Origin of the sequence: Roseibium sediminicola, from assembly GCF_023156505.1 — a bacterium.
Classification (GTDB): domain Bacteria; phylum Pseudomonadota; class Alphaproteobacteria; order Rhizobiales; family Stappiaceae; genus Roseibium; species Roseibium sediminicola.
In genome coordinates, this window is record NZ_JALNMJ010000002.1 from 329,536 (window position 1) to 345,552 (window position 16,017).

11 protein-coding genes are annotated in these 16,017 nt (G+C 60.9%); 10 read left to right on the forward strand and 1 reads right to left on the reverse strand.

The features are described 5' to 3' along the window. Positions 1-10: 10 nt before the first annotated feature. The 9 genes from M0H32_RS04505 to M0H32_RS04545 all read left to right on the forward strand — a co-directional run bounded on the left by M0H32_RS04505 (position 11) and on the right by M0H32_RS04545 (position 11,933). Positions 11-961, forward strand: coding sequence for a LysR family transcriptional regulator (locus M0H32_RS04505; RefSeq protein ID WP_248151210.1), 951 nt, complete (start codon positions 11-13; stop codon positions 959-961). 250 nt (positions 962-1,211) lie between these two features. Beyond that, complete coding sequence (gene xdhA, locus M0H32_RS04510) at positions 1,212-2,696, forward strand: xanthine dehydrogenase small subunit (protein WP_248151212.1); 1,485 nt, start codon at positions 1,212-1,214, stop codon at positions 2,694-2,696. Then, on the forward strand, positions 2,680-5,016 hold the full coding sequence (xdhB, locus tag M0H32_RS04515; protein WP_248151213.1) for a xanthine dehydrogenase molybdopterin binding subunit: 2,337 nt from the start codon (positions 2,680-2,682) through the stop codon (positions 5,014-5,016). The genes xdhA and xdhB overlap by 17 nt, the downstream gene beginning before the upstream one ends. Next, positions 5,016-6,011 carry a xanthine dehydrogenase accessory protein XdhC gene (gene xdhC / locus M0H32_RS04520; RefSeq protein ID WP_248151214.1) on the forward strand — a complete coding sequence of 332 codons (996 nt, stop codon included), beginning with the start codon at positions 5,016-5,018 and terminating at the stop codon, positions 6,009-6,011. The genes xdhB and xdhC overlap by 1 nt, the downstream gene beginning before the upstream one ends. Positions 6,012-6,061: 50 nt before the next feature. Continuing rightward, positions 6,062-7,633, forward strand: coding sequence for an ABC transporter ATP-binding protein (locus tag M0H32_RS04525; protein ID WP_248151776.1), 1,572 nt, complete (start codon positions 6,062-6,064; stop codon positions 7,631-7,633). After that, on the forward strand, positions 7,633-8,721 hold the full coding sequence (locus M0H32_RS04530) for an ABC transporter permease (protein WP_248151215.1): 1,089 nt from the start codon (positions 7,633-7,635) through the stop codon (positions 8,719-8,721). Before M0H32_RS04525 ends, M0H32_RS04530 begins: the two co-directional genes overlap by 1 nt. Further along, positions 8,714-9,688, forward strand: a complete 975-nt coding sequence (locus M0H32_RS04535) for an ABC transporter permease (RefSeq protein WP_248151227.1) — start codon at positions 8,714-8,716, stop codon at positions 9,686-9,688. The genes M0H32_RS04530 and M0H32_RS04535 overlap by 8 nt, the downstream gene beginning before the upstream one ends. Before the next feature lie 95 nt (positions 9,689-9,783). Next, complete coding sequence (locus M0H32_RS04540; protein WP_248151230.1) at positions 9,784-10,848, forward strand: BMP family ABC transporter substrate-binding protein; 1,065 nt, start codon at positions 9,784-9,786, stop codon at positions 10,846-10,848. Between the two features lie 146 nt (positions 10,849-10,994). Continuing rightward, complete coding sequence (locus tag M0H32_RS04545; protein WP_248151234.1) at positions 10,995-11,933, forward strand: patatin-like phospholipase family protein; 939 nt, start codon at positions 10,995-10,997, stop codon at positions 11,931-11,933. 9 nt (positions 11,934-11,942) lie between these two features. Here the strand turns inward: M0H32_RS04545 and M0H32_RS04550 are convergent, their stop codons facing one another. Then, complete coding sequence (locus M0H32_RS04550) at positions 11,943-13,589, reverse strand: alpha/beta hydrolase (RefSeq protein ID WP_282449165.1); 1,647 nt, start codon at positions 13,587-13,589, stop codon at positions 11,943-11,945. 615 nt (positions 13,590-14,204) lie between these two features. Between M0H32_RS04550 and M0H32_RS04555 the strand changes: the two genes are divergently transcribed. Beyond that, on the forward strand, positions 14,205-16,013 hold the full coding sequence (locus M0H32_RS04555; protein ID WP_248151238.1) for a putative bifunctional diguanylate cyclase/phosphodiesterase: 1,809 nt from the start codon (positions 14,205-14,207) through the stop codon (positions 16,011-16,013). The last annotated feature ends 4 nt before the right edge of the window (positions 16,014-16,017 follow it).

A 16,017-nucleotide genomic window follows, 5' to 3' on the forward strand; every position in this document is an offset into this window, starting at 1 on the left:
GGGTCTTCCCATGTTGTCCGGCCGGGCCCAGGATCTGTCGCGCAATCTCTACAGCCCGGCCATGCGCTACTTCCTGGCCGTCGCGGAGGCTGGCTCGATCCGGGCTGCCTCGCGCGAACTCAATGTGGCTTCGTCGGCCGTCAACCGCCAGGTGCTGTGGCTGGAGGAGGCCCTCGGCCTGCAATTGTTCGATCGGGTCGGCCGCCGCCTGCGCCTCAGTCAGGCCGGCGAATTGCTGCTTGCCCATATCCGCCGCACCTATTCCGATTTTGAAGGTACGGTCGCGGAACTGGATGCCCTGAAAGGCCTGCGCCGGGGAACGGTCTCCATCGCGAGCGTGGAAAGCGTCGCGGAAAAGCTGCTGCCGGCCGTTATCAGCGGCTTCCGGCGCCGCTATCCCGGCATTCACGTCAACGTGTCGATTTCCTCGTCTCAGGAGGCCGCCCGCAAAGTCGAAGCCGCGGAAGCCGATGTCGGCTTCACCTTCGATCCGCCGGACACTTCCGCGCTGACGATAGCCTTCCACCATGACCTGGTGATCGGCGCGCTGATGCGGCCGGACCACCCGCTGGCGGAGGCCAGGGGTCTCAGTCTGGTCGATTGCCTGAAATATCCTGTTGCGCTGCCGGCGGAGGGCCTGTCGCTCAGGACCCGGATCGACGTGGTCCGCCGCAGTATTCCGGGAGCCTCCCGCACCTATGTGGAGGCCAACTCCCTGCGGCTGATGCGGGCGCTGGCCCGCGAGGAACAGGTGATTGGCTTCCAGACCCGGATTGGCTGCGAGGAGGAGATCGCTAACGGCACCTTGATCTTTAAACCCTTGACCGATAAGCCACTTCAGGCGGACCGTCTGTGTGTGGTAACCTCGTCCCTACGCGCACTGGCGCTTGCGCCTGGGATGTTTTTCGACCATGCCGTGTTCGCTCTAAGGGATCAACTGCCGGCACTTGATGCCATTTAGGCATCATCATGGTCTCAAATGAGCGCTTTGGTTCTGTGTTTTTTTAAGGCACATTTTTTGTGACAGTTTTGCGGCAGAGCGCCGCAGGAGGGAGACAACCGATGGCGCGTTTGATACCGCACGGTCCGGAAACTGCCCTGGGGAAGCCCATTGATGGCTTTAAGGAACGTCCTCTGATGCCTTTGCTCGGAGGCAGGACAAGTCTTCTCTCGTCGCCCGCTTGCCTTTCTGGAATAGGAGGGCCCGTCTGATGCGCGACACCATCCGTTTCCTGAAAGGCGGCAAGATCGTCGAACTTGAGGACGTCGGTCCGACGGAAACCCTGCTTGATTACCTGCGCCTGCGCCGCCGCGAAACCGGCACCAAGGAAGGTTGCGGCGAAGGCGATTGCGGTGCCTGCACGGTTGCGCTCGGCCGGATTGTCGACGGCAGGCTCGTCTATCTGCCGGTCAACAGCTGCATTCAGCTCCTGGGCATGATCGACGGTGCCGAACTTGTGACTGTCGAGGATCTTGCGGAAGACAACAGGCTCCATCCCGTCCAGTCCGCCATGGTCGAATTGCACGGCTCGCAGTGTGGCTTCTGCACGCCCGGTTTCGTCATGAGCCTGTTCACGCTCTACCATGCCGAGGGCAAGGAAAAGTCCCGCAAGACGGTTACCGACTGGCTGGCGGGCAATCTCTGCCGTTGCACCGGCTACCGGCCGATCGTCGATGCTGCCCTGGAGGCATGTTTCGACGCCGCCGATGACGCCTTTTCCTGGCGGGCCAAGGACACACGGGAACAGCTGCGGGTGCTCTCGGACGGCAGCGACGTCTTCATCGGCGATAGCGACCGGTTCTTTTCCGCTCCCGCGACCCTTGACGGGCTGGCCGCTCTCTACAGCCAGCATCCAGACGCAACACTGGTCTCCGGTGCCACGGATGTCGGTCTGTGGATCACCAAGCAGCTTCGCGAGTTTCCGAAAGTGATCTGGCTCGGCCGCGTCGAAGGCCTGGACCGCGTTGAGGAAAGCCCCTCGGGGGTTCTGATCGGCGCAACGGCGACCTATCAGGCGACCGAACAGGCCATGACCGGAATTTCCGCCGATCTCGGCGAACTCTGGCGGCGGATCGGGTCCAAGCAGGTGCGCGCCTCCGGCACTGTCGGTGGCAACATCGCCAACGGCTCGCCCATCGGCGACACGCCGCCGGCACTGATTGCCCTTGGCGCGACACTGGAGTTGAGCTCGGCAGAAAGCTCACGTGCGCTGCCGATCGAGGATTTCTTCATCGAATACGGCAAACAGGACCGGCAGTCCGGAGAATTCGTCACCGGTCTGTTCGTTCCGCGCCTGTCAGCCAACCAGGCCTTCCGCTGCTACAAGATTTCCAAACGGTTCGATCAGGACATTTCCTCGGTGATGGCGGCCGTGCGCTTGACCGCCGACGAGGAAGGTACGGTCACTGAGGCGCGCATCGCCTATGGCGGCATGGCCGGCACGCCGAAACGGGCAACGGCGGCGGAAGCCGCGCTGACCGGCGCGTCTCTGGAAGATCCGTCGACCTGGGGGCCGGCAATGCAGGCGCTGCTCTCCGATTTCACACCAATGACGGACATGCGGGCGAGCGCGGAATACCGGATGGAAACCGCCCGGGCGCTGCTCGCCAAGGCGCTGATGGAAATGAGCGGAACCGCGCCGGAGCAGGTCCGGGTTCTGGCAAGACGGGAGACTGGCAATGACCGCGCCGCTTGATCCCGAGGGCATGACGGGCCCACTGAAATCCGTCCGCAAGGCGTTGCCCCATGACAGCGCCGCCAAACATGTGTCCGGCACCGCCACCTATATCGACGACATGGTCGAACCGACCGGAACGCTGCACGTGGTTCCAGGCTGGGCGCGCGATGCGGTCCGGGGGCGGATCCAGTCGGTCGATCTTGACGAAGTCCGATCCGCTCCGGGAGTCGTTGCGGTGCTGACTGCCGAGGATGTGCCCGGAACCAACGATTGTTCCTCCGCCTTTGGCGACGATCCGGTGCTCGCCAAGGACGAGATCCTGTTTCATGGCCAGGTCGTGTTCGCTGTGGTCGCGGAAGCACGCGACCAGGCCCGCAAGGCAGCGCAGAAGGCCAGGATCGAGGTTGCCGGGATCACTCCGATCCTGACGGTGGACGATGCTGTCGATGCGGACATCACCGTTCTACCCGACTACCAGTTCCGCCGAGGTTCTCCCGAGACGGGCATGACCGCCGCCGAGACGATCCAGTCCGGCACCATGCGGATCGGCGGACAGGAACACTTTTACCTGGAAGGCCAGGTCGCCATGGCCCAACCGCAGGAAGACGGCGGCATGCTGGTCCATTCCTCCACCCAGCACCCGACTGAAATCCAGCACACGGTGGCCAAGGTGCTCGGCGTGCCGGATGCCGCGGTGACGGCGGAAGTGCGCCGCATGGGTGGCGGCTTCGGCGGCAAGGAATCCCAGGCCAACCAATGGGCGGCGCTCGCCGCATTGGCGGCAAACAAGACTGGCCAGGCCTGCAAAATGCGCCTCGACCGGGACGACGACATGATCATGACCGGCAAGCGGCATGATTTCAAAGTCAATTGGAAGGTCGGCCACGACGGCGAAGGCCGGATTCGTGCCGTAGACATGGAGTTTCTGGCCCGCTGCGGTTATTCGGTCGATCTCTCGCTCGGCGTCAATGACCGTACGCTGTTTCATGCCGATTCCAGCTACTTTTATCCCGACGCCCTGATCCGCTCCCGGCGCCTGCGCACCGATACCTGTTCCAACACCGCCTTTCGCGGCTTTGGCGGTCCGCAGGGCATGCTGGCGGCCGAGCGCATGATCGATGCGATCGCCATCCGCCTCGGCAAGGACCCGCTGGAGATCCGCAAGCTCAATTTCTACGACGGTGAACGCAACCTGACGCCCTATGGCATGCCTGTCGAGGAATATGAGGTCATGCATGACCTGATCGACCAATTGGAGCAGAGCTCCGACTATTGGGCGCGCAGGGAGGATGTCAGCGCCTTCAACGCGGAAAACGCTATCCTGAAAAAAGGCCTGGCCCTGACGCCGGTAAAATTCGGCATTTCCTTCACGCTGAAACATCTCAACCAGGCCGGAGCGCTGGTCCATCTCTACACCGATGGTTCCGTTCATCTGAACCATGGCGGCACGGAAATGGGGCAGGGGCTCTACCAGAAGGTCGCCCAGGTGGTCGCCGAGGAATTCGGCATCACGCTCGACAAGGTCCTGATCACCGCGACCAACACGTCCAAGGTTCCGAACACCGGGCCGACAGCGGCCTCCTCCGGCACGGATCTCAACGCCATGGCTGCCAAGCTGGCGGCCAAGGAAATCAAGGCGCGCCTGATCACCTTCTTGTGCGAGCAGCATCAATGCAGCGCCGAGGCCATTCATTTCAGTGACAACAAAGTGCTGGTGGGTGATCAGAGCTTTGCGTTGTCGGAAATTGCCAAGCAGGCCCATATGGCCCGTATCCAGATGTCCCATGCCGGCTTTTATGCGACGCCCGGCATCACCTGGGACCGGGACAGCGCCACAGGACGGCCGTTTTACTATTTTGCCTTTGGCGGCGCCTGTGCCGAAGTCACCATTGACACCATGACCGGCGAGATGACGGTCGACCGGGTCGATATCCTGCATGATGTCGGCCATTCCCTGAACCCGGCGATCGACATGGGCCAGATCGAGGGCGGTTTCGTGCAGGGCATGGGCTGGCTGACCACCGAGGAGCTTGTCTGGGACGGCAAGGGCCGCCTGCGCACCCACGCGCCAAGCACCTACAAGATCCCGACCGCCTCCGACATTCCGGAGGAGTTTACCGTCCGTCTTTATGAGGGCAGCGGCAATCCGCAGGCAACGGTCTATCGCTCCAAGGCGGTCGGCGAACCGCCTGTCATGCTGGCCAACGCCGTGTTCTGCGCGATCAATGACGCGGTCGCCAGTCTGGCGCCGGGGGAAGTGCCCGATCTGGACGCTCCGGCGACCCCTGAAGCCATCATGAAAGCTGTCCAGGACATGCGCAGGAGGAAACACGCCTGATGCGGGTCTGGGCCAACATCACCGATTGCCTGGAAAGGGACGGCGCATGCGCGCTCGTCACGGTGGCCCGCGTCGACGGTTCGACGCCGCGCGAGGCTGGGGCGCGCATGGTGGTGCGGCCGGACGGAAGCTTTCACGGCACGATCGGCGGCGGCACACTGGAATTCGAGGCCATTCGAAAGGCGGTCGGCGCACTGCGGGGCGACAACGCCAGGTTCTTTCTCCAGAGCGTGTCCCTCGGACCGGATCTCGGCCAGTGTTGTGGCGGCAGGGCCCAGATCGCCATTGAGACAATGAAAGCCGGAATGCTTGGCCAGGCGCGCCGGTTTGCAGCGTTGGAAGCAAAGGGAACAGCGTTCACAACCAGGGTTCAGGTGGGAGACGGCCGGGCAGGGGAACGCACGCTCCATCACGAGCCTTCGGATCAGTTGTTCACCCTCAAGGATGATGAAAAAGGCGGCGAAGCGCTTCTCATTGAACAGTTCGGGACTGACCGGCGGCCGCTATTTCTGTTCGGTGCCGGACATGTCGGCAGGGCGCTCGTGCTGGCATTGGCGCCGCTTCCATTCGAGATTTTCTGGATCGACAGCCGCGCGGAGCAGTTTCCAGGGCCGGTTCCGGCCAATGTCCGCAAGATCGCGGTGAAAGATCCGGCGGCCCAGCTGGACGAGGCACCGGACGGCGCATTCGTTCTGGCGATGACCCATTCGCACGCGCTCGATGAAGAGATCATGGCACGCGCCTTGCTACAGCAACGGTTTGCCTATTGCGGGGTCATCGGATCGGCAACCAAACGCGCGCGGTTCCAGAAACGTATGAAATCACGGGGATTGAACGAAACACTTATCGCAAACATGGTCTGCCCGGTCGGGGTCACGGCGCTCAAATCGAAACATCCGGCAGCCATTGCCGCCGGTGTCGCCGTCGACCTGATGATCCGGGACGAGGCCAGTCATCAACAAGCCGCGGCAGGCGGGAGGCTTGCACACAACTGACGATCAGTCGGGACAGCGGTGGCCGCAAGGGGGACAACTTGGCACAGACCATGACTACAGAGGTGGACGACGGCAAAGTCCGCAATGACAGATCCAAAAAGGACGCATTGCTGGACGCACGGGGACTGACCAAACGCTTTGGCGATATTCTCGCCAATGACCGGGTCGATCTCATCATCAACAAGGGTGAAATCCACGCGCTCCTGGGTGAGAACGGGGCCGGCAAATCGACGCTGGTCAAAATGTTCTACGGCTCGCTCGATCCCGATGGCGGTGAAATCCATTGGGATGGCCGCCAGGTGGAAATAGACAATCCGGCCGCAGCGCGCGATCTCGGTATCGGCATGGTGTTCCAGCATTTTTCGCTGTTCGAAGCCCTGAATGTCGTCGAAAACATCGCGCTTGCGCTACCCAATCCGGGCAACATGGCCGAGCTCGCCAAGCGCATCGAGGTCGTCTCGCGCGATTACGGTCTGCCATTGAACGCCTATGACGTCGTCGCCGATCTGCCGGTCGGTATTCGCCAACGTATCGAGATCGTGCGCTGCCTGCTGCAGGAACCGCGGCTCATCATCATGGACGAGCCGACCTCCGTCCTGACGCCGCAGGAAGCCGACCAGCTGTTCCTGACGCTGGAAAGGCTCGCGGGCGAAGGCTGCGCGGTGCTCTATATCAGTCACCGGCTCGAAGAGGTGAAGCGGATCTGTCACCACGCAACGATCCTCAGGCATGGCCAGGTCGTGCGTGAATGCGATCCCACAAAGGAAACGCCGGCCTCGCTCGCCAGCATGATGGTCGGTGCAGATGTCGCCGCGGTCAGCGCAAGTGCCCAGAAACCGCAGATTGGCGCGGTGCGCCTCGGCCTCAAGGGGCTTTCCGCAAAAGCCGCCACTCCCTTCGCGACAGCGCTCAACAGCATTTCGCTGAAGCTCCATGCAGGCGAGGTCGTGGCCATCGCCGGGGTTGCCGGCAACGGCCAGGGGGAATTGTTCGACGCCATCTCCGGTGAAATGCCGGTGGCGTCCTCGATGATCGAGATCGACGGCAAGGCATGTGGCACGAAAAACGTCACCTGGCGGCGCCGGCAGAAGGCCGCGTTCGTTCCAGAGGAACGGCTTGGCCATGGCGCCGTTCCGGGCATGAAACTGTCACAGAACATTGTTTTGACACGGCACAGCACCGGCGACGGCCTCATCAGCGGGGGAATGGTGTCCATCCAACAGGCCAGCGTCATGGAAAAGCGCATCAAGCAGGCCTTTGATGTGCGCGTGTCCCATGACGACCCGGAAGCGCGCTCGCTTTCAGGCGGCAACCTGCAGAAATTCGTTGTCGGCCGGGAGCTCGACCGGAAACCGGGTGTTCTTGTGATCAATCAGCCGACCTGGGGCGTCGATGCCGGCGCCGCGGCCTTGATCCGCCAGGCGGTGATCGACCTGGCACGGGCGGGCTCCGCCGTCCTGGTGATCAGCCAAGACCTCGATGAAATCTTTGAAATCGCCGACCGGATCGCGGTCATTTCCAGAGGTTATCTGTCGGCGGCCGAACCCGCTGCCGATATGACCCGTGAACGGGTCGGCCTGTTAATGGCCGGTGGCGCGGAAGCCCAAGGGGAGGTCGCCTGATGCGGATCGAACTGGTCAAACGCAAGGAACACAGCCAGGCGATGCTGCTGCTGTCCCCCTTGATCGCCGTGGCGCTGACGGCGCTAGCAGCCGGAATCATCTTCTTGATATCCGGTCACAACCCGCTGATTGCGCTATATAAGTTCTTCATCGAACCCTTGACGCAACAATGGTCGCTCGAAGCCACGATCGACAAGGCCACACCGCTGATCCTGATCGGCTGCGGTCTCGCGGTCTGCTATCTCTCCAACAACTGGAACATCGGTGCCGAAGGTCAGTTCATTTTCGGCGCGCTGTTTGGTTCGGCCCTGCCGATCCTTTACCCGGACTTCGAAAATGTCGCCACGCTGCCGCTCATGCTGGTGTTCGGCGCTTTGGGCGGGGCTCTCTGGGCGTTGATACCAGCCGTCTTGAAAACGCGGTTCAACACCAACGAGATCCTGACCAGCCTGATGCTGGTCTATGTCGCCAGCCTGCTTCTGGACTATCTGGTGCGCGGCCCCTGGCGGGATCCCGGCGGTTACAATTTCCCCGAATCCCGCATCTTCTCCGACGCAGCAACCCTGCCGGACGTATTCGGCGGCCTGATGAGCCTGTCGACGCCGATCACAATCATTATCGCGATCGTGCTGGCCCTGGTTCTGGCCAAGACCTTGAAAGGCTTCGAGATCCGGGTAATGGGAGAAAGTCCGCGCGCGGGCAGTTTCGCTGGGTTCTCGGCCAAGCGATTGACGCTGTTTTCGTTTGCCCTGGCCGGTGCGCTGGCCGGGCTTGCCGGAACCATGGAAGTCTCCGGCGGGCTCAACCAGCTGCTGCCGACGATTTCGCCGGGCTATGGCTTCACCGCCATCATCGTCGCCTTCCTGGGCCGCTTGAACCCGTTCGGTATCATCGTGGCCGGCTTTGTTTTGGCGCTGTCCTATATTGGCGGCGAGGCGGTGCAATCGGCCATGGGCGTTTCCAACAAGATCGCCAGCGTGATCCAGGGTCTGCTGCTGTTCTTTGTGCTCGCCTGTGACACCTTCATCCTATATCGCATCCGCATGGTGTCCCGCCGTGTGACCGCCGGGGAGACGTCCCATGTTTGAAGCCGTTCTTCTGACTGTTATCACAGCGGCAACTCCGCTCCTGATAGCCGCCATCGGTGAGCTGGTGGTGGAACGCTCCGGCGTGTTGAACCTTGGCGTCGAAGGCATGATGATCATGGGCGCCGTTGTCGGCTTTGCTGTTGCCAACCAGACCGGTTCCGGCGCGCTCGGCGTGGTCGCCGCGATTGCCGCGGGTATGGCTATGTCGGCCCTGTTCGGGTTTCTGGTGCTGGCGCTTGTAACCAACCAGGTGGCAACCGGCCTGGCGCTGACAATCCTCGGTATCGGTTTTTCCGGCCTGATCGGTGAGGCGTTTATCGGCGTGCCCGGTTTGAAGCTCCCTGAGCTCTACATTCCGGGCCTTTCCGAAATTCCGTTCTTCGGTCCGGTTCTGTTTCAGCAGGACGCCATCGTCTACCTCGGCTTCGCGCTGGTCGCACTTGTGGCCTATGGCTTGTTCAGGACCCGGCTGGGCCTGGTGCTGCGCGCCGTTGGCGACAATCACGGATCGGCCCATGCGCTTGGCTATTCGGTCATCCGGATCCGCTTTGCCGCCATCTTGTTCGGCGGTGCCTGCGCCGGTCTCGCGGGGGCGTACCTGTCTCTTGCCTATACTCCGCAATGGGTGGAAAACATGTCCGCCGGTCGGGGCTGGATCGCCCTTGCTCTGGTCGTGTTCGCATCCTGGCTGCCGCTTCGCGTGGTGATAGGGGCCTATCTGTTCGGTGCGGTCACGGTTCTCAACCTGCATGCACAGGCGTTTGAGTTCGACCTGTCCTCGCCGTTCCTGTCGGGCTTGCCCGGATTCGTTACCGGTGCCATTGAGATTGCAACGACGTCCCAGTTCCTGTCCAGCTTGCCGTATCTTGCGACTATTTTGGTGCTTGTGCTGATCTCGGCAAACCGCAGACTGACGCTCGTCAACACACCGGCCTGCCTCGGCAAGCCTTTCGTTCCCGACCGGTGAGCCTCCCAGCCACCGGTCAGTCCATGCGCCGATGCGATCAGGCGCGGGACGGGTCACAAGATCGCATTGAGAAGTCAAACCAGAGGGGAAACCACATGAAGTCTCTTTTGAAAACCACCGTTGCCGCCATCGCCTTCGCGGCAGCCGGTTCCGCCGCCCAGGCGGCAGACGTCAAGGCTTGCTTTGTCTATGTCGGACCGGTCGGCGATTTTGGCTGGTCCTACCAGCATGATCAGGGCCGCCAGGCCGTGGAAGAACATTTCGGCGACAAGGTTGAAACCGCCTATCTGGAAAGCGTTCCGGAAGGGCCTGATGCCGAACGCGCTATCGAGCGCTTCGCCCGGGAAGGCTGCAACATCATCTTCACGACCTCGTTCGGCTACATGAACCCGACCATCAAGGTCGCCAAGAAGTTCCCGGATGTGAAGTTCGAGCACGCCACCGGCTACAAGACCGCCGACAATGTTGCGACCTATAATTCCAAGTTCCACGAAGGCCGCTACATCATCGGTCAGATCGCGGCGAAACAGTCCAAGTCCGGTGTTGCCGGCTACATTGCCTCGTTTCCGATCCCGGAAGTTGTTTCCGGCATCAACTCGTTCCTGCTCGGTGCCCAGTCCGTCAATCCGGACTTCAAGCTGAAGGTTGTCTGGGTCAACACCTGGTTCGACCCGGGCAAGGAAGCCGATGCCGCCAAGGCCCTGATTGATCAGGGCGCGGACATCATCACCCAGCACACCGATTCCACCGCACCGCTGCAGGTGGCTCAGGAGCGCGGCGTGCACGGCTTCGGCCAGGCCTCCGACATGATCAACTTCGCCAAGGACGCTCAGTATACGGCGATCATCGACGACTGGGCGCCTTACTACATCCACCGCGTTGAAGCGGTTCTCGACGGTTCGTGGAAATCCGAAAGCACCTGGGACGGTCTTGCGGAAGGCCACGTGGTGATGGCGCCTTACACCAACCTGCCGGATGACGTCGTCGAAATGGCAAAGGCGACCGAAGAGAAGATCAAGGGCGGCTGGGAGCCGTTTACCGGTCCGATCACCAAACAGGACGGCACGGTAGCCGCTGAAGACGGCGTTACCCTGGATGACGGCGCGATCCTCGGCATGAACTGGTATGTCCAGGGCGTCGACGACAAGCTGCCGCAATAAGGTTTAATACCGCGGGCCGGGACTTCGTTCCGGCCCGTTTCAAATTGGCAAATTTGCCCTTGTTCCAGGCCGGGTGCGTCAAGGCTACAAGCCGCCGCGAGCGGAATGTGTTATGTGTTTTCAACACAACAATCGGCGGCTTCCACATGATCCAACGACGCGACCTCATGCTTGCCGTAGCCGCGGCTGGCAGCACCTTGCCCGTTTTCATGTCAGCGAGCGCCGCATCCAGTTCCGAGGAAAGTTCACGCGAAAAGCCCCGGGCAGATCAATTCGCGCTTGCACTCGGTGGCGGCGCCGCCAAGGGGTTTGCGCATATTCCCGTCCTGGAGGCCATGGACGAACTCGGGGTTAGGCCGGCGGAAATCGTCGGCACCTCCATGGGCGCCATCCTCGGCAGCTTTTATGCCAGCGGCTTGAGCGGGCGTGAAATCAGGGACTTCACCGTCGAACTATTCACCCGCAAGTCCCAACTGTTTCAGAAGCTTTTCCTGACGGATGGCCGGACCTGGTCGTCCCTGCTCAATGTGGGACGACCCGCGATCATCGATCCGGTGGTCCTGTTCGAAACCGTGTTTCCGTCAGGATTGGCGGAAAAATTTTCGGACCTCGACATTCCGGTGAAAATCATCGCCACGGATTTTTACACCCAGTCCGAAGTCGTGCTCGAGAAGGGGCCTCTGCTGCCCGCGATCGCCGCCTCGTCGGCGCTGCCCATGTTGCTGACGCCTGTTGAAATCGATGGCCGGGTGCTGATCGACGGCGGTTTTGTCAATCCGTCTCCCTTCGACGTGCTGCGGCAGGACGGCTATCTCAGCATTGCCGTCGACGTGACGGGCGCCGAGTTTGTGACACGTCCGGGACTTCCCTCCGGTATGGAAACCTGGATTGGGTCCTTTTCGATCACCCTGCATTCGCTGGTCGCCGCGAAACTTGCATGCACCCGGCCGGATCTCCTGATCGAACCGCCGGTCGGGCGCTTCAAGGCGATGGACTTTTTCAAGATCGAGGACATCCTGGCCGCGGCGGAGCCGGCAAAAGATACCTTCAAACGCGGTCTGGAGGCGCTTTGGAACCAGCCCTAGGGCAGGGAATCACAGCGCGGGTCCCCGTTGCTCGAAGATCGCCTTGAGCGCGTTGGCGCGGTCCTCCGACCAGCCGTCGGGTTCCACCAATGCGGCCCAGGCGTCGATATAGTCCGGCGCGATATAGTAATGCCCGAAACGCGGCACATCGAGTGCGAACACGGAATCCAGCGCCAGTTGCAGCATGGTCACTACGGGAAACCAGGAGAGTTTGTCCGAGACGTCCGGAGCCCGCGGCGCGCTCATCCAGGCCGGTGGCCTGATTGCGCTGTCAAAGGTGAAATTGACGATCGGGTCGCTGCCGTAATTCAGGAAAACAGCCCGTATTGGGCCCCAGGGCGCAAAGTTGCCGTCAAGACCGCCATACTGATCCATCACCCTGACAAGAGAGCCATTGCCATAGGTCGGCCGCCAGGCGGGGCTGTCCGGATTACGCTGATCGCGCACGGCCGACCAATATCTCGAAAAGAAGGGCGATCCGGTCCACATGGCGCCCTCAATGGGATCCCCGAGCATGTCCAGGAGCGGCAAGGTAGCCTGTGAATTGAAAGCGCCCTGGCTAAGACCGTGCACGTACAGGCGCGGACGCTGGTCCTTCGGCAATCCGGTCCAGTGGGCATAGACTTTCTTGAAGAGCGCACGGGCCTGATCGACGCCGTAATCAGGATGGGCGACCAGAGCCAGCATGCTGGTGAGATAGGAATATTGCACGGCGACCGTTGCGACATTGCCGCCCAGCATGAAATCGATCGTGTCATGCGCGCCGGGATCCATCCACCCCGTTCCCGGCGGCACCACGACGATTACGGCCGAGCGCTCGAAACCGCCGACACGGATCAGTTCTCGCAAGGCCAATTCAGCGCGCTCCTCCGCTGTTTTGGCCGATCGTCTGCCGACATAGACCCGGATCGGATCCTGGACCGGGCCTTTGAAAAACGCCGAGATTTCCGAACTTGTTGGCGCGTTTGCGACATATTCCCGGCCCCGCCGGCCCATCTCCTCCCAGCGGACCAGGGACGCGGCGCTGCCGGTTTTAAGCGGATCTTCCGGTTTGGCAACATCCGGTTCGATCAGCATATCGGCCGCCAGAAACGATGCGTCCGCGGCCCGGAACGCCGTGCGTACCAGCGCGCCGTCGACAAGCGCCCAGAACAGCCAGCCGACCAAGGCAATCGACATCACGATACCCACACGGCGCGGCAACAGCCGATCCAGGATATCGGCAATAACCCGCCGGATCATTCCTGCGAGGCGAAAGCACAGCCAAAGACCGAGGAAGAGCGCGCTGCCGACGGCGAAAATGAAGATTGGCGCGCCGGTTTCGAGCGGCGGCAGGCCAACGGCTTCCCGGGTGGCGTTCTGCCAGCTCGCGGCCTTTGAAAGCGAATAGACCAGGATTGCGGCACTTGCCGCGATGCCGGAGTTCGACCAAACGCGCCTGAACCGCGTGGCTTCGGGAAGCTCCAGATAACGCCAGAGCGCCCGCGTCAGCAGGGCAACCTCATAGCCAAGCGATGCGGCAACGGCGCCGAGTGCGGCCTGGATCATAGGATCCCGCGGCATCAGGGAGGGGGTCAAGGCTGCCCCGAAGCAGCTGACCGCGACAATCAATGCGAATGGTGACCAGGCGTTCCTGAGCCTATTCAAGAAAAGCATTGGCAGATGTTCCGATCTGAATCGCTGCGATACCGCAGGATTTCGCCCTTGAGCTGCGACGTCAAGAGACTGTGTCGCAGCACGGTCCAATGCGACCAGACCTATTTGCCAAAAGGTTTCCACATCCCGTATCCGTCAAAATGACGTTGCGTTTATTGTGATTTAGAGGGTTTTAACGGTTCTTGGTTCAAATGTCAGAGGGCGCGCAAATTAGGGGTATGCAAGCTCATGCGCGGTCAGGCCGTTGACCTGGACCATGGTAAGTTTCAAGTAAGTTTGCCGGACTAAGGTCGGTTGGCCAATCATGACGGGAAGACTGATCGCGGGGCACAGGCAATCAGTCTTATAAATTTAGACAAGCCGGGGGGCACCGGTTCGTCCAGGACAGAGACGCACGGCCGGAGAGGATAATCAGGAAGTCCCGTTGTGGGACGGTACCATTCTGTCATCAGGGCGGTTGATCCGATGCGATTTGATTTTGTCTTGCGTACAGGACTTCCGGCGTTGTGTGGCGGATTTGCGCTGCTGGTTGTTCTGAATTTTCTGCTTCTTTTCCAATCCGAGTCGGAGTTGCGCCGGAAGTCGGCTCTCAAGACGGCCGTGATGGCGGATACAATGCGTTTCAGCACGTCCGAACAGGAGAAGCTGATCGCCAGGTATGCTGCTTTGCAGATTCATGAAGATGCAAAAGCGGCCAGGCAATCCTACAGGGAGCTTTTGACGGCTCTTGCCAACTGGCCGAGTGACAACTACCGGCAGGTCGTCGGCCAATCCGACTATATTGAAGAGAAGCTCGGCAACATCTTGAAAAGCAGCCAGAGGGTTCTGCCTTATCTGGACAATCTGGACGACCACACGGCAACCAGCAATGCCCTGATCATTTTGCAGGGCATCGACAGTTCTCTTCAACAAATCAACCAGATGGTTACCCAGGAGGCCGTTCGTCAGGAAGATGGCGCCCAAGCCGTCTTTCAAATGTACCAGCGCGCGCAGACCGGTCTGTTTCTCGGTTTTCTGCTTTCGGGACTTGGGTGGATCTTTTTCGAAAACAAGCGCCGCAAGGAACAGAAGCTGGAGGCGGAAACCAGTCTGGACCGTGCAGAGCAGCTGGAACACCAGCTCAGGCACGACAGCGTCACCGGCCTGATCAATCATCGCGCCTTTGACGAAATGCTGACTTCGGCCTGGTCGGGCCTCCTGGAAGACCAGACCCTCAGCGTCTTGAGCATCGACCTGGAAACCAGACTGCCCGCGCGCAACAAGTTCAACCAGGCAACGGAAGACGCGCTGCTGGCCTCAACGGCCGACCTGCTGCGGCATGCTGTCGACCAGCTGGAAGGCGTGACGTGCGTTGCCCGTTCGGCAGGCAAGGGGTTCTTGTTGATGGCCGTTGCCGATGAGGAGTTCGGATTGACCTCTCCTGTCGTTGCCAACCGGATCCACGACATCTTTCTGCGGCCGGTGCCAACCGCTCTCGGGTCCTTCCTGATTTCCCCCGCCATCGGTTACGCGGACTCCAAGACGGTGGAACGCGATCCGTCGGACATTATCCGGAATGCCAATCTTGCTGTCGCAAACGCCGTCAATCACGGCCGGCGCCGCGTTGTGACCTATGAAGCGGCGATGCGCACGGAGATGGAACGCCAGACCATCGTTGAGAACGCCCTGGCGCGGGCTATTGAAGCCAATGAACTGCTGCCGCATTTCCAGCCCCAGTTCAATCTTAAGACCGGCCGGATCTTCGGGGTCGAGGCGCTGGCCCGCTGGTACCATTCGGAACTCGGCTGGATTTCCCCCTCCGAATTCATTCCGCTTGCCGAAAGGAACGGGGACATCGTTTCGCTCGGCTGGAAAATTCTGGAAACGGCCTGTTCGGAAGTCCAGTTGCTGCCGAACGAACTGACCGTCTCAGTCAACCTGTCTGTGGCCCAGATCCTGAGCGACGATGTTGTCGCCATGATGGACGAATGCCTTGGCCGGACGGGATTGCCGGCTTCCAGGCTCAAGCTGGAAGTCACTGAAACCACGATCATGAGCGACCTCAAGCGCATACAGACAACCTTGTCCGAGATGCGTGCCCTGGGTGTCGGCATATCTCTGGACGATTTCGGCGTCGGCTATTCGGCGCTGTCCTATCTGACCGATTTCCATTGGGACGAGATCAAGATCGACCGGTCCTTTGCCACCAAGGCGGTCAGGGACCGGAAGATCCGGGACATTTTGAAGTTGGTTCTCGGCATAGCCGAAACCATGGGATCCGATGTTCTGATCGAGGGCATCGAAACTGTGGAACAGCGCGATGTTCTGGTCGATCTCGGCTGCGCCAACGGGCAGGGCTACCTGTTCGGAGGCCCAATGGCTATCGACGACATCACCACGCTGTTTTTCTCCGAAAACGGTCAGCGCAGCTTTGCCGGTATCTGACAGA

What these genes read in the sequence shown, in the direction of transcription:
- M0H32_RS04525 (WP_248151776.1), top strand. Translation starts at nt 6,062, where the DNA reads ATGACTACAGAGGTGGACGACGGCAAAGTCCGCAATGACAGATCCAAA.
- M0H32_RS04550 (WP_282449165.1), bottom strand. Translation starts at nt 13,589, where the DNA reads ATGCTTTTCTTGAATAGGCTCAGGAACGCCTGGTCACCATTCGCATTG.
- M0H32_RS04555 (WP_248151238.1), top strand. Translation starts at nt 14,205, where the DNA reads ATGCGTTTCAGCACGTCCGAACAGGAGAAGCTGATCGCCAGGTATGCT.
- xdhC (WP_248151214.1), top strand. Translation starts at nt 5,016, where the DNA reads ATGCGGGTCTGGGCCAACATCACCGATTGCCTGGAAAGGGACGGCGCA.
- M0H32_RS04530 (WP_248151215.1), top strand. Translation starts at nt 7,633, where the DNA reads ATGCGGATCGAACTGGTCAAACGCAAGGAACACAGCCAGGCGATGCTG.
- M0H32_RS04545 (WP_248151234.1), top strand. Translation starts at nt 10,995, where the DNA reads ATGATCCAACGACGCGACCTCATGCTTGCCGTAGCCGCGGCTGGCAGC.
- M0H32_RS04505 (WP_248151210.1), top strand. Translation starts at nt 11, where the DNA reads ATGTTGTCCGGCCGGGCCCAGGATCTGTCGCGCAATCTCTACAGCCCG.
- M0H32_RS04535 (WP_248151227.1), top strand. Translation starts at nt 8,714, where the DNA reads ATGTTTGAAGCCGTTCTTCTGACTGTTATCACAGCGGCAACTCCGCTC.
- xdhB (WP_248151213.1), top strand. Translation starts at nt 2,680, where the DNA reads ATGACCGCGCCGCTTGATCCCGAGGGCATGACGGGCCCACTGAAATCC.
- xdhA (WP_248151212.1), top strand. Translation starts at nt 1,212, where the DNA reads ATGCGCGACACCATCCGTTTCCTGAAAGGCGGCAAGATCGTCGAACTT.
- M0H32_RS04540 (WP_248151230.1), top strand. Translation starts at nt 9,784, where the DNA reads ATGAAGTCTCTTTTGAAAACCACCGTTGCCGCCATCGCCTTCGCGGCA.